Here is a 12,551-nt window from a genome sequence, read left to right on the forward strand (position 1 = left end):
AGCTTCCGCGGCCCCTGAGCCGTCCGGTCCTTGCGGATCTTGAAGTCCATCGCATCCCCTGAACTGGGGTGTTGCGACAACCACTAGAACCTAAGTCCAGGTCACCGGGGCTCCGGCATGCGGTGGCGCTGCGCGTTACGCGGGCACCGAGGCCACGCCGGGGGCGAGGAAGCGCTTGCCGTTCACCCGCTCCGAGACGCCCTCGCGGTCCAGGTACGGGGTGATCCCGCCCAGGTGGAAGGGCCAGCCGGCGCCGGTGATCATGCAGAGGTCGATGTCCTGCGCCTCGGCGACGACACCCTCCTCCAGCATCAGGCCGATCTCCTGGGCCACGGCCTCCAGGGAGCGGTTCAGGACCTGCTCCTCGGTCAGCACGGTATCGCCGAAGGACAGCAGCTCCAGCACCTCGGGGTCGAGGACCTGCTTGCCGTCCACCCAGGTGTAGAAGCCGCGCTTGCCGGCCTTGACCACCTTGCCGAGGTTCTCGGAGACGGCGAACCGCTCCGGGAACGCGCCGTGCAGGGTCTCCGAGACGTGCAGCGCGATGGCCGGGCCGACCAGCTCCAGCAGCACGATCGGGGACATCGGCAGGCCGAGCGGCTCGACGCCCTTCTCGACGGTGGCGATCGGGGTGCCCTCGTCGATGATGGTCTGGATCTCGCCCATGAAGCGGGTCAGGATCCGGTTCACCACGAACGCCGGGGCGTCCTTGACCAGCACCGAGGTCTTCTTCAGCTTCTTCGAGACGCCGAAGGCGGTGGCCAGCGAGGCGTCGTCGGTCTGCTCGCCGCGGACGATCTCCAGCAGCGGCAGGATCGCGACCGGGTTGAAGAAGTGGAAGCCGACGACCCGCTCGGGGTGCTTCAGCTTCGAGGCCATCTCGGTGACCGACAGCGAGGAGGTGTTGGTCGCCAGCACGCAGGTCGGCGAGACCACGTTCTCCAGGTCCGCGAAGACGGTCTGCTTGACGCCCATCTCCTCGAACACGGCCTCGATCACGAAGTCCGCGTCGCCGAAGGCGGCGGCCTTGTCGAGCGAGCCGCTGACCAGGCCCTTGAGACGGTTGGCCTTGTCCTGGCCGATCCGGCCCTTGCCGAGCAGCTTGTCGATCTCGGCGTGGACGTAGCCGACGCCCTTGTCGACGCGCTCCTGGTCGATGTCGGTGAGGACCACCGGCACCTCCAGACGGCGGGCGAACAGCAGCGCCAGCTGCGAGGCCATCAGACCGGCGCCGACGACGCCGACCTTGTTGACCTGGCGGGCCAGCGACTTGTCCGGCGCGCCGACCGGGCGCTTGGCCCGGCGCTGCACCAGGTTGAAGGCGTAGATGCCGCTGCGCAGCTCGCCGCTCATGATGAGGTCGGCCAGGGCCGCGTCCTCGGCGTCGAAGCCGGCCTGGAGGTCGGAGTCCTTGACCTGCTGGATGATGTCCAGCGCCTTGTAGGCGGCCGGCGCGGCGCCGTGCACCTTGGCGTCGGCGACCAGGCGGCCCCAGGCGACGGCGTCGTCCCAGGCCTTGCCGCGGTCGATCTCCTCGCGCTCGACGACGACGTCGCCCTTGAGGACCTTGGCGGCCCACAGCAGCGACTGCTCCAGGAAGTCGGCCGGCTCGAAGATCGCGTCGGCGATCCCCAGCTCGAACACGTCCTTGCCCTTGAGCTGCTTGTTCTGGTTCATCGAGTTCTCGATGATGACCTTGATCGCCTTCGAGGGGCCGATCAGGTTCGGCAGCAGGGTGCAGCCGCCCCAGCCGGGGACGAGGCCCAGGAAGACCTCCGGCAGCGAGAACGCCGGGACGCCCGCGCTGACCGTGCGGTAGGTGGCGTGCAGGCCGACCTCGACGCCGCCGCCCATCGCCGCGCCGTTGTAGAAGGCGAAGGAGGGGACGGGCAGCGCGGCGATCCGCTTGAAGACCTCGTGGCCGCCCTTGCCGATGGCCAGCGCGTCCGCGTGCTCCTTGAGCAGCTCGACGCCCTTGAGGTCGGCGCCGACCGCGAAGATGAACGGCTTGCCGGTGACCGCGACGGCGACGACCTTGCCCTCGGCGGCCTCGGCCTCGACCTGGTCCAGCGCGGCGGACAGCTTCAGCAGCGAGCCCGGGCCGAAGGTGGTCGGCTTGGTGTGGTCGAAGCCGTTGTCCAGGGTGATCAGGGCCAGCTTGCCGGCCTGCAGCGGCAGGTCCAGGTGGCGCACGTGCGCGGTCGTGACGACCTCGCCCGGGAACAGCTCGGCGCCGTGCTGCAGCAGCTCAGTGGTGCTCGTCATGTTCACTTACCACCCTCGAGCTCGGACGACTTTTCCGCTCCGCTCCAGTGCGGGTTCTCCCAGATGACGGTCCCGCCCATGCCGAACCCGATGCACATCGTGGTGAGGCCGTAGCGGACGTCCGGGCGCTGCTCGAAGCGGCGGGCCAGCTGGTTCATCAGGCGCACGCCGGAGGAGGCCAGCGGGTGGCCGAAGGCGATCGCACCGCCGTACGGGTTGACGCGCTCGTCGTCGTCCGCGATGCCGTAGTGGTCGAGGAAGGACAGCACCTGGACGGCGAAGGCCTCGTTGACCTCGAAGGCCTGGATGTCGTCGATGGTCAGACCGGCCTTGGCCAGCGCCTTCTCGGTGGCCGGCACCGGGCCGATGCCCATGACCTCGGGCTCCACGCCCGCGAAGGCGTAGGAGACCAGGCGCATCTTGACCGGGAGGCCGAGCTCCTCGGCGACGTCCTCGGCGGCCAGCAGCGAGGCGGTGGCGCCGTCGTTGAGGCCGGCCGAGTTGCCCGCGGTGATGTTGCCGTGCGGGCGGAAGGGGGTCTTCAGGCCGGCCAGGCTCTCCATCGTGGTGCCCGGGCGCATCGGCTCGTCCACGGTGGCCAGGCCCCAGCCGGTCTCGCCGACCTCGGGGTTGGTGTTGCGGATCGAGATCGGCACCAGGTCGGGCTGGATGTCGCCGTTGGCGTACGCCTTGGCGGCCTTCTCCTGCGAGCGCACGGCGTAGGCGTCGCAGCGCTCCTTGGTCAGGTGCGGGAACCGGTCGTGCAGGTTCTCCGCGGTCATGCCCATGAACAGGGCGGACTCGTCGACCAGCTTCTCGGAGACGAAGCGCGGGTTCGGGTCGACGCCCTCGCCCATCGGGTGGCGGCCCATGTGCTCGACGCCGCCGGCCACGACCACGTCGTACGCGCCGAAGGCGATGCCGCCGGCGGTGGCGGTCACGGCCGTGAGCGCACCGGCGCACATGCGGTCGATCGAGTAGCCGGGGACGGACTTGGGCAGGCCGGACAGCAGGGCGGCGGTGCGCCCGATGGTCAGACCCTGGTCGCCGATCTGCGTGGTGGCCGCGATGGCGACCTCGTCGATGCGCTCGACGGGCAGGTTCGGGTTACGGCGCACGAGCTCCCGGATGCACTTGACGACCAGGTCGTCGGCGCGCGTCTCGTGGTAGATGCCCTTCGGGCCGGCCTTGCCGAACGGGGTGCGGACGCCATCGACGAAGACGACGTCCCTCGCGGTACGAGGCACGGGGGCTCTCCTCCCAGGGACCAACATTTGAGGTGGGCAGGCTGCCGCCGGTGAAGACCCGAGCGGCGCCGCTCCACCGCCATGCTACCGGTCGGTAACCAACCTGCCCAGGCCTCACGGAGGGTTCACCCCGTGTGTCCCGCGACACGTCCGACCGGCGGGGTTCGAAAGACGGACCCCGGATACGCCGAAGGGGGCGCCGTCACAAGGACGGCGCCCCCTTCGGAGGCGCTCCGGGTCAGTCCTGGGCGGCCGCGGCCTCGGCGAACGCGGCGGCCATCACCGGCGCCACCAGGTCGACCTGCCACTGCCGGGCGCCGAGCCGGCGCAGTGCGGCGGCCACGCCCGCGGCGGCCGGATCGGCCGGCGGCTCCCAGGAGACCCGGCGCACCAGGTCCGGGGTGATCAGGTTCTCGGCCGGCAGGTTGTGCCGCTCGGCGAGGTCCGCGACCGCGGCGCGCGCCCCGGACAGCCGGGCGGCGGCCACCGGGTCCTTCTCGGCCCAGGCCCGCGGCGGCGGCGGCCCGTCGTGCGGCGCGGAGGCCGGCGGCAGCTGGTTCTCCGGGACTTCCCGGCCCCGCTGGACGGCCGCCAGCCACTGCTCCAGCTGGCGCCGGTGGACCCGCGGCCCGAAGCCCTGGACGCCCTGCAGCGCGGCGATGTTCAGCGGCATGGCCAGCGCGGCGTTGACGATCGCGGCGTCCGAGAGCACCCGGCCCGGCGAGACGTCGCGCTCCTGCGCCAGCCGGTCCCGGGCCAGCCACAGCTCGCGCACCACGGCCAGCTGGCGGCGCCGGCGGACCTTGTGCAGCTGCGAGGTGCGGCGCCACGGGTCGGTGCGCGGTGCCGGGCGCGGTGCGGCGGCGATCGCCGCGAACTCCTCCAGCGCCCAGCCGAGCTTGCCCTGGGCGTCCAGCTCCTGTTCGAGTGCGTCGCGCAGCTCGACCAGCACCTCGACGTCCAGAGCGGCGTAGCGCAGCCACGGCTCGGGCAGCGGGCGGGTGGACCAGTCGACCGCGGAGTGCTCCTTGGCCAGGCTCAGCCCGAGCACGCTCTCGGTCATCGGCCCGAGGCCGACCCGGGCGAAGCCGGCGATCCGCCCGGCCAGCTCGGTGTCGAACAGCTGCCGGGGTCTCATGCCGACCTCGGCCAGGCAGGGCAGGTCCTGGGTGGCCGCGTGCACCACCCATTCGGTGTCGGCGAGGGCATCGCCCAGGCCGCTGAGGTCGGGGCAGGCGATCGGGTCGATCAGCGCGCTGCCGGCGCCCACGCGGCGCAGCTGGATGAGGTACGCGCGCTGCCCGTAGCGGTAGCCGGAGGCCCGCTCGGCGTCGACGGCGACCGGTCCGGTGCCCCCGGCGAAGGCGGCGACGGTGGCGGCCAGCGCCTGCTCGTCCGCCACGACGGGCGGGATCCCCTCCTTCGGTTCGAGGAGCGGGACCGGGGCTGCTTCTTCTGGGATGGCTGCTACGGCGTCGGTCACCCACCAAGGGTACGACGGTCCTCGCGGCCGGGAGTGTTGTCGGACTGGTCAGACCGGGTCCGTGACTATGCCACGGGGCCCGGGCGGTGGCCGAGGGGCACGGCTACGGCGGCCGAGGAGGAAACGTTCCTCCTCGGCCGCCGTGGCGGGTCCGTCCGAGGACTCAGTGGATGATGCCGGTGCGCAGCGCGACCGCGACCATCCCGGCGCGGTCGCCGGTGCCCAGCTTGCGGGCGATCCGGGCGAGGTGGCTCTTGACGGTGAGTGCCGACAGGCCCATCGCCACCCCGATCGCCTTGTTCGACTGCCCTTCGGCGACCAGCCGCAGCACCTCGACCTCACGGCCCGACAGCTCGCGGTAGGCGGACTGCTGCGTGCCCGGCGCACCGGGCGCACCGGGGGCTCCGTGGGTTCCGTGGGCGCCCGGCGCACCCACGGCGCCCGGCATGCCCGGCATGCCGGGGCGGCGCATCCGCCCGGCCAGCCCGGCGGCGCCGAGCGGCAGGCCCGGGCGGCCGGGCATCGCCACGTTGGTGCGGGTGCCCGTGACGACGTATCCCTTGACGCCGCCGGCCAGCGCGCTGCGCACGGCGCCGATGTCGTCGGCGGCGGACAGGGCCAGGCCGTTGGGCCAGCCCGCGGCGCGTGTCTCGGCCAGGATGGTCAGGCCGGAGCCGTCCGGAAGGTGTACGTCGGCGACGCAGATGTCGCGCGGGGTGGAGACCCGGGGGCGGGCCTCGGCGATCGAGGACACTTCGATCACGTCCCGGACGCCGAGCGCCCACAGATGGCGGGTGACGGTGTTTCGGACACGGGGATCGGCGATGACCACCATGGCGGTGGGCTTGGTCGGCCGGTAGGCGACCACGTTTGCGGGGTGCTCAAGAAGGACCGACACCAGGCCTCCTGCGGGGAGTGGCGGACGGAACCCCGAGGGGGCGGTCGGAGTGTTCCGCGTTCGGAAAGGGTCACAGTCTGCTTCGGCAGCTACCGTGCCCGGCTTTAGCGAAAGATCACGATCTAGTGAGTAACAATACGGACAAATCGCGCATATGAGTGATGCGACCCGTCCTGAATTCGCACAAAATCGATCAGATCTGGTGCTGATCGGTCGGTTTCAACCGGTTAATTGACCCAGAGCGGGATCGAAGTCACACTCCGTCAGCCCTGGGGGTGGCATCGGGGCCGCCGGGGCCGTCCGGCCCGGGGCGCCACTCCTCAGTGCGAACGAGGACGCCGCCGCGCGGGCATCGGGACCACCCCACCGAGTGACGGCACATCGGCCGGCGCCTGCGGGGCCGGCGCGGCCGGCGGCAGGCCGGCGCTGATGCACAGCAGGTCCCCCCAGGCCGCCAGGTGCCGCTCGAACCGGCCGTCGGCCGGCGTCCAGGAGGCCCGGATCTCGATCTCGGTCGAGGACGGGCGGTCCGCCAGCCCGCCGAAGTACTGCGAGGCGCAGTGGCTCACCGTGCCGGACGGCTCCGCGTACCCGGCCCCGTGCGCCTGCAGCGAGTCCAGCAGCCAGGCCCAGCCGACCTCCGAGAGCATCGGGTCGCCGGCCATTTCTGGCTCCAGCTCCGCCCGGGTCATCGTCACCACCCGGAACTCCCCGTTCCAGGCCTCCTGCCCGGCCGGGTCGTACAGCAGCACCAGCCGGCCGTCCGCCAGCTCCTCGCCGTCCACCTCCACCGAGGCGGTCACCGCGAACGCGTACGGGGCCAGCCGGCGCGGGGCCGGCGCGGGGGAGAGCTGGATCTCGGGCCGCAGCCGGGCGCCGTCGAGGGCCTCCACGGCGGCCCGGAACTCGCTCGGAGCCCCCTCCCGACCTGTTCCGCCACCTGCTCCGCCACCCTGCGCGGGGTGCCCGCCGACCGCTGCCATGACCCGAAGACTAGGTCGAAAACCGCGGTTAAGGCCGCAACTTCCGTCCGAGCGGCGTGCCGGAACGGCAAACCCGGCCAGATCTTGGAGGAACCGACGAGACCGGCCGGGAAGAGCGCCCCGAGGCGCATGCGAAGATTTGGACCGTGAGCGAGACTACGGCAGACACCACGGCGGCCACCCCCGACGGCCGGCCCACCCCCGCGCGCCGCGGCGCCGCGCACGACTCCGCGTTCCTGCGCGCCTGCCGGCACGAGCCCGTGCCGCACACCCCGGTGTGGTTCATGCGCCAGGCCGGCCGCTCGCTGCCGGAGTACCTGAAGGTCCGCGAGGGCATCCCCATGCTGGAGTCCTGCATGCGGCCCGAGCTGGTCAAGGAGATCACCCTCCAGCCGGTCCGCCGGCACAAGGTGGACGCGGCGATCTTCTTCAGCGACATCGTGGTGCCGCTCAAGGCCGTCGGCATCGACGTCGAGATCAAGCCCAACGTCGGCCCGGTCATCGCCGACCCGATCCGCACCGCCGAGGACCTCAAGCGGCTGCGCCCGCTGGAGCCCGACGACGTCCCCTACATCACCGAGGCCGTCGGCCTGCTGGTGGACGAACTCGGCGAGACCCCGCTGATCGGCTTCGCCGGCGCCCCCTACACGCTGGCCAGCTACCTGGTCGAGGGCGGCCCGTCCAAGAACCACGAGCACACCAAGGCCATGATGTACGGGCAGCCCGAGCTGTGGGCCGCCCTGGTCGACCGGCTCGCCGACATCACCTCCACCTTCCTGAAGGTGCAGATCGAGGCCGGCGCCTCGGCCGTCCAGCTCTTCGACTCCTGGGTCGGCTCGCTCGCCCCCGACGACTACCGCCGCTCGGTCATGCCGTCCAGCACCAAGGTCTTCGACGCCGTCGCCTCCTACGGCGTGCCGCGGATCCACTTCGGCGTCGGCACCGGCGAGCTCCTCGGCCTGATGGGCCAGGCCGGCGCGGACATCGTCGGCGTCGACTGGCGGGTGCCGCTGAACGTCGCGGCCGAGCGGGTCGGCCCCGGCAAGGGTCTCCAGGGCAACCTCGACCCGGCCGTGCTGTTCGCCCCCACCAAGGTCGTCGAGACCAAGGCCCGCGAGGTGCTGCACGCCGCCCAGGCCCTCGGCACCAGCGGCCACATCTTCAACCTCGGCCACGGCGTCCTGCCGTCCATGGACCCGGACGCCCTCTCCCGTCTCGTCGCCTTCGTCCACGAGGCCAGCGCCCGCTGACCCCGGCGGCGGGCTCCCTCCCGGCCGGGAGGGAGCCCGCCGTGTTCAGTCCTCGCTCAGTCCTCGTTCAGTCCTCCGCGGGCTCTTCCTGCGGGCCGGACTCCGGGGGCGGCGCGGCCGCCGGGCGGCGCCGGCGCCACAGCCGGTACAGCAGCGCCCCCGGGACGCCCAGCACCAGCAGGAACGGCGCCACCGCCGCGAGCCCCACCGCCAGGGCGCGCGCGATCGCCACCAGTACGTGCCAGCCGCCGCCCAGCGCGGAGCCGACCGACGCCCCGAAGCCCTCGCCGCCACCCTTCGGCGGTCCCGGGGTGGGCGTCGGCGAGGCGGCCGCACGGCGCACGTCCAGCGTGACGGTCGAGAGCGAGGTCTTGCCGGCCAGCTCCTTCTGCTGCTTCTGCAGCGACTCCAGATCGGCCTCCCGGCGGCTCAACTCGGCCTCCAGCGTGGTCACCTCGCTCAGCGACTTCGCCTGCCCCATCAGCGCCCGCACCCGCTCCACGCTCGCCTGCTGGGTCTGCACCCGGCTCGCCACGTCCGCGACCTGCTGGGTCAGGTCGTCCGCCTGGCTCCTGCGGGACACCACCTGGCCCAGCGCGGCCAGCTGGTCCAGCGTCTGCTGGTACGCGGCGGAGGGGATCCTCAGCGTCAGCTGGCCGCCCGCCTCGCCCCCCGCCGTGCTCCCCGGCCCGCCCTCCACCGCACCGGAGACCGACTCGGCGGCGACGTAGCCGCCCGCGGCCGCCGTCAACTCCCGGGCCTTCGCCAGCACCTGGGCGACGTCCCCGGTCCGCAGCGTCAACTGCGCGGTGTACGCGATCAGCCGGTTGTCCGCGACCGGCTGGGCACTCGCCCCCGCCGCCGGCGCCGTCCCGGCGGCGCTCGGCGCGGCCGCCGGTGCCGCAGGTGCCGCCGGGGCGACGGCGTCCGCCTTCGCCGCCTCCCCCGCCCGGCCCGCACCGCCTGCGCTACACGCCCCGACCAGCAGCACGCCCGCGGTCGCTACCGCCAGCGCCCCCGCCCCTGCCCGTCTCCCCATTCCGAAGCCCTCCCCAAGTCCGTTGTGAGATCTCCCCATTGGACGAAGGAACGCCCCGGGCGGACCCCGCCGGAAGGTCGCGACTCGATCACAGCTCGGCAGCGGACCGGACAACCTCGATGCCCGCCCGCCGCAGCAGCGCCGCCGTCACCCCGTCCCCGGGGCGCAGCTCCCCGGTGAACGTCCCGTCGTACACCCGCCCGCAGCCACAGGACGGGCTGCGCGCCATCAGCACCGCCCGCCGCGCCCCCGCGGCCTCGGCCGCCGCCAGCGCCGCCCGGGCCCCGGCCACGAACTCCGCCGTACAGTCCGCGCCCGTCGCGTCCACCACCCGGGCCCGCCCGTCCAGCACGTCCGCCCCGTCCCCGCCCAGGATCTCCGCCGGCGGGCGCGGGGTCGGCAGCCCGCCCGCCCCCTCCGGGCACACCACCACCGCCCGCCCCGCCTCGACCAGCCCCACCACGTCCGGCGAGGTCTTCGCCCGCCCGTCGTACCGGCACGGCACCCCGGCCAGACACGCACTCACCACGATCGGTTCCATGGACCGACCTTACGGGGTGTGCCCGATCCGCTACGTTGGGGCCATGGATGAGCTGCCGGAGTGGATGTACGCACCCCGAGTCGAAGGCTGGTTCGCCGAGGACCTCGACCACCTGCCCGATGCGCCCAAGCACACCGAACTCATCGACGGCGCCCTGGTGTTCCGCAGCAGGCCCCAGTCGTTCTGGCACAGCCATGTCGGGTCGCAGCTGACCGCAGCACTGGACGGGCTGGTGCCGGCCGGGCAGCGGGCGACCGGGGGCATGACGATCACGCTGGACCGGCGCAGCCGCCTGGAGTCGGATGTGCTGGTCACCGACGCGGACTTCGACCCCGATCGGACCTGGTTCGCGCCCGGCGAGGTCCCGCTCGTGGTCGAGGTCGTCTCCCCGGAGTCCGCGCACCGCGACCGTACGGTCAAGGTCCGCAAGTACGCCGAGGCCGGGATCCCGCACTACTGGATCGTCGAGGAGGAGGACGGCCTGCCGGTCGCGCACGTCTTCGAGCTGGAGTCGGCGACGTCCTCCTACGTCCCGGCCGGGATCTTCCGCGGCAAACTCGAACGCCGGGTGCCGTTCCCGATCGCGATCGATCTGGACGGGCTGGTGCCGAGCGGGCGGCGTGCAGCGGATTGAGGGCCCGGTGTAAAGACCTGCGAGACTGCGAGGCATGTCGGATGCACAGGTCGTCGTCGTCGGTGGTGGGATCGCGGGGCTGGCTGCGGCCGCTTTTCTGAGCGGGGCCGCCGGGGGGCCGGTGCGGGCGCGGGTGACGCTGCTGGAGGCGTCGGAGCGGGTCGGCGGGAAGCTGCGGGGCGGCGAGGTCGGCGGGGTCCGGGTGGACCTGGGGGCCGAGTCGATGCTCGCGCGGCGGCCGGAGGCGGTGGAGCTGGCCCGGGCGGTCGGGCTGGGCGAGGAGTTGGAGCCGCCGACCACCGCGAAGGCCTCGATCTGGACGCGGGGCGCGCTGCGCCCGCTGCCGGGCGGGCAGGTGATGGGCGTCCCGGGCGATCTGGACGCGCTGGCGGCCTCCGGGGTGCTCACCGCCGAGGGGCTGGAGCGGGCCCGGCACGAGGGCGCCACCGAGGTCGGGGACGACGTGGCGATCGGCCGCTACGTCGCCGACCGGCTGGGCCAGGAGGTGGTGGACCGGCTGGTCGAGCCGCTGCTGGGCGGCGTCTACGCCGGGCGGGCCGAGGAGATCTCGCTGCGCGCCGCCGTGCCGCAGCTGCTGGCGATCGCGCGGGGCGGCGGCTCGCTGGTCGACGGGGTGCACGAGCTGGCCTCGCGGCCGAAGGTGGTCGGCACCCCGGTGTTCCAGGGCCTGCGCGGCGGGCTCGGCACCCTGCCGGAGGCCGTCGCCGCCGCCTGCCGGAAGGCGGGCGTGGACCTGCGCACCGGCACGTCGGTGGACGGGCTGCACCGCACCCCCGGGGGCTGGCGGGTGGTGACCGGGGGCGGCGAGGTGCTGCACGCGGACGCCGTGGTGCTGGCCGTCCCGGCGCCGGCCGCGGCCCGGCTGCTGCGCGCGGACGCGCCGGCGGCGGCCGCCGAGCTGGACGCCGTCGAGTACGCGGGCATGGCGCTGGTGACCCTGGCGTTCCGCCGGGCCGACCTGGCGGAGCCGCCGGCCGGCAGCGGGTTCCTGGTGCCGCCGGTGGACGGGCGGCGGATCAAGGCGTCGACCTTCTCCTCCAACAAGTGGGGCTGGCTGGAGCGTTCCGCCCCGGACGCGTTCCTGCTGCGCACCTCGCTGGGCCGCTACCGGGAGGAGGAGACGCTGGAGCTGCCGGACGAGGAGCTGGTGGCCCGCTCGCTGGCGGACCTCGGGGAGGCGATCGGCCTGACCGCCCGGCCGTACGACACCGCCGTCTCGCGCTTCCGGGCGGGCCTGCCGCAGTACCCGGTGGGCCACCTGGACCGGGTGGCCCGGGTCCGGGCGGCGGCCGCCGGCGTGGGGGGACTGGCGCTGTGCGGCGCCGCGTACGACGGGGTCGGCATTCCGGCGTGCATCGGCTCGGCGGCCGCCGCGGTGGCGGCCCTCGACAAACTGTTGACCCCGGCAACCGGGGAAGGTTCCACGGAGAGGACAATGGGCGCATGACTGAGACCGTTGAGCGGCAGCCGGAGCAGCAGCCCGAGAAGAAGAAGGCGCGCGACCTGAACCAGGTCATCCGCTACACCATGTGGTCGGTGTTCAAGCTCAAGGGCACGCTGCCCGAGGACCGCACGGCGCTGGCCGCCGAGGTGGACGAGCTGTTCGCCCAGCTGGCCGCGAAGGACGTGACGGTGCGCGGCACGTACGACGTGTCCGGTCTGCGCGCGGACGCCGACCTCATGGTCTGGTGGCACGCCGAGGACTCGGACGACTTGCAGGAGGCGTACAACCGCTTCCGCCGCACGGGCCTCGGCCGCCAGCTGGAGCCGGTCTGGTCCAACATGGCGCTGCACCGTCCCGCCGAGTTCAACAAGTCGCACATCCCGGCGTTCCTCGCCGACGAGCGCGCGCGCGACTACGTCTGCGTGTACCCGTTCGTCCGCTCCTACGAGTGGTACCTGCTGCCGGACGCCGAGCGGCGCGCGATGCTCGCCGAACACGGCCAGATGGCCCGCGGCTACCCGGACGTGCGGGCCAACACGGTGGCCTCGTTCGCGCTCGGCGACTACGAGTGGCTGCTCGCCTTCGAGGCGGACGAACTGCACCGCATCGTCGACCTGATGCGCGACCTGCGCCCCTCCCGGGCACGGCTGCACGTCCGCGAGGAGGTGCCGTTCTTCACCGGCCGCCGCAAGCCGGTCAGCGAGCTGCTCAACGGCCTGGCCTGAGTTCCGCGGGATCGGTGAACG

The 12,551-nt window shown here is 73.2% G+C and carries 11 protein-coding genes; 4 read left to right on the forward strand and 7 right to left on the reverse strand.

Translation table 11 applies throughout. The annotated features are described in order from the left end of the window. Positions 1–135 precede the first annotated feature (135 nt). The 5 genes from ACFWPT_RS11765 to ACFWPT_RS11785 all read right to left on the reverse strand — a co-directional run bounded on the left by ACFWPT_RS11765 (position 136) and on the right by ACFWPT_RS11785 (position 6,876). Positions 136–2,265, reverse strand: coding sequence for a 3-hydroxyacyl-CoA dehydrogenase NAD-binding domain-containing protein (locus tag ACFWPT_RS11765; protein WP_063349469.1), 2,130 nt, complete (start codon positions 2,263–2,265; stop codon positions 136–138). 2 nt (positions 2,266–2,267) lie between these two features. Beyond that, positions 2,268–3,512, reverse strand: coding sequence for an acetyl-CoA C-acyltransferase (locus tag ACFWPT_RS11770; protein WP_063349470.1), 1,245 nt, complete (start codon positions 3,510–3,512; stop codon positions 2,268–2,270). A gap of 238 nt (positions 3,513–3,750) precedes the next feature. Further along, entirely contained in the window at positions 3,751–4,995 is a 1,245-nt protein-coding gene (locus tag ACFWPT_RS11775; RefSeq protein WP_380481422.1) for an HRDC domain-containing protein, read from the reverse strand. Positions 4,996–5,158: 163 nt separating this feature from the next. Next, positions 5,159–5,893, reverse strand: coding sequence for a response regulator transcription factor (locus tag ACFWPT_RS11780; protein ID WP_063349472.1), 735 nt, complete (start codon positions 5,891–5,893; stop codon positions 5,159–5,161). Positions 5,894–6,213: 320 nt separating this feature from the next. Then, complete coding sequence (locus ACFWPT_RS11785) at positions 6,214–6,876, reverse strand: DUF3000 domain-containing protein (RefSeq protein WP_363368843.1); 663 nt, start codon at positions 6,874–6,876, stop codon at positions 6,214–6,216. 146 nt (positions 6,877–7,022) lie between these two features. Here ACFWPT_RS11785 and hemE point away from each other — a divergent pair, with 146 nt between their 5' ends. Continuing rightward, positions 7,023–8,126, forward strand: a complete 1,104-nt coding sequence (hemE, locus tag ACFWPT_RS11790; RefSeq protein WP_063349474.1) for a uroporphyrinogen decarboxylase — start codon at positions 7,023–7,025, stop codon at positions 8,124–8,126. A gap of 67 nt (positions 8,127–8,193) precedes the next feature. On the opposite strand, the gene ACFWPT_RS11795 is transcribed toward hemE, so the two are convergent. Both ACFWPT_RS11795 and ACFWPT_RS11800 read right to left on the reverse strand, forming a co-directional pair. Then, positions 8,194–9,165, reverse strand: a complete 972-nt coding sequence (locus ACFWPT_RS11795; protein WP_380481424.1) for a DUF4349 domain-containing protein — start codon at positions 9,163–9,165, stop codon at positions 8,194–8,196. An 88-nt stretch (positions 9,166–9,253) separates the two neighbouring features. Further along, entirely contained in the window at positions 9,254–9,706 is a 453-nt protein-coding gene (locus tag ACFWPT_RS11800) for a DUF523 domain-containing protein (protein WP_380343878.1), read from the reverse strand. A gap of 43 nt (positions 9,707–9,749) precedes the next feature. Between ACFWPT_RS11800 and ACFWPT_RS11805 the strand changes: the two genes are divergently transcribed. From ACFWPT_RS11805 to hemQ, 3 genes are read left to right on the forward strand one after another with little or no spacing between them, the layout of a single operon-like run. Continuing rightward, a complete protein-coding gene (locus tag ACFWPT_RS11805; RefSeq protein WP_380481426.1) occupies positions 9,750–10,340 on the forward strand; it encodes a Uma2 family endonuclease in 591 nt (196 codons plus the stop codon). Between the two features lie 34 nt (positions 10,341–10,374). Next, on the forward strand, positions 10,375–11,808 hold the full coding sequence (gene hemG / locus ACFWPT_RS11810) for a protoporphyrinogen oxidase (RefSeq protein ID WP_380481428.1): 1,434 nt from the start codon (positions 10,375–10,377) through the stop codon (positions 11,806–11,808). Then, positions 11,805–12,530 (forward strand): hydrogen peroxide-dependent heme synthase, encoded by a 726-nt coding sequence (gene hemQ / locus ACFWPT_RS11815; protein WP_363580394.1) that lies wholly within the window; start codon positions 11,805–11,807, stop codon positions 12,528–12,530. Before hemG ends, hemQ begins: the two co-directional genes overlap by 4 nt. Positions 12,531–12,551: the final 21 nt, after the last annotated feature.

Source organism: Kitasatospora sp. NPDC058478 (genome assembly GCF_042720345.1).
In the GTDB taxonomy this organism is placed as follows: domain Bacteria; phylum Actinomycetota; class Actinomycetes; order Streptomycetales; family Streptomycetaceae; genus Kitasatospora.

Excerpts from the sequence above, each read along its gene's own strand:
- ACFWPT_RS11765 (WP_063349469.1), bottom strand. The coding sequence starts at position 2,265 with ATGACGAGCACCACTGAGCTGCTGCAGCACGGCGCCGAGCTGTTCCCG.
- ACFWPT_RS11785 (WP_363368843.1), bottom strand. The coding sequence starts at position 6,876 with ATGGCAGCGGTCGGCGGGCACCCCGCGCAGGGTGGCGGAGCAGGTGGC.
- ACFWPT_RS11795 (WP_380481424.1), bottom strand. The coding sequence starts at position 9,165 with ATGGGGAGACGGGCAGGGGCGGGGGCGCTGGCGGTAGCGACCGCGGGC.
- ACFWPT_RS11800 (WP_380343878.1), bottom strand. The coding sequence starts at position 9,706 with ATGGAACCGATCGTGGTGAGTGCGTGTCTGGCCGGGGTGCCGTGCCGG.
- ACFWPT_RS11805 (WP_380481426.1), top strand. The coding sequence starts at position 9,750 with ATGGATGAGCTGCCGGAGTGGATGTACGCACCCCGAGTCGAAGGCTGG.
- hemG (WP_380481428.1), top strand. The coding sequence starts at position 10,375 with ATGTCGGATGCACAGGTCGTCGTCGTCGGTGGTGGGATCGCGGGGCTG.
- hemQ (WP_363580394.1), top strand. The coding sequence starts at position 11,805 with ATGACTGAGACCGTTGAGCGGCAGCCGGAGCAGCAGCCCGAGAAGAAG.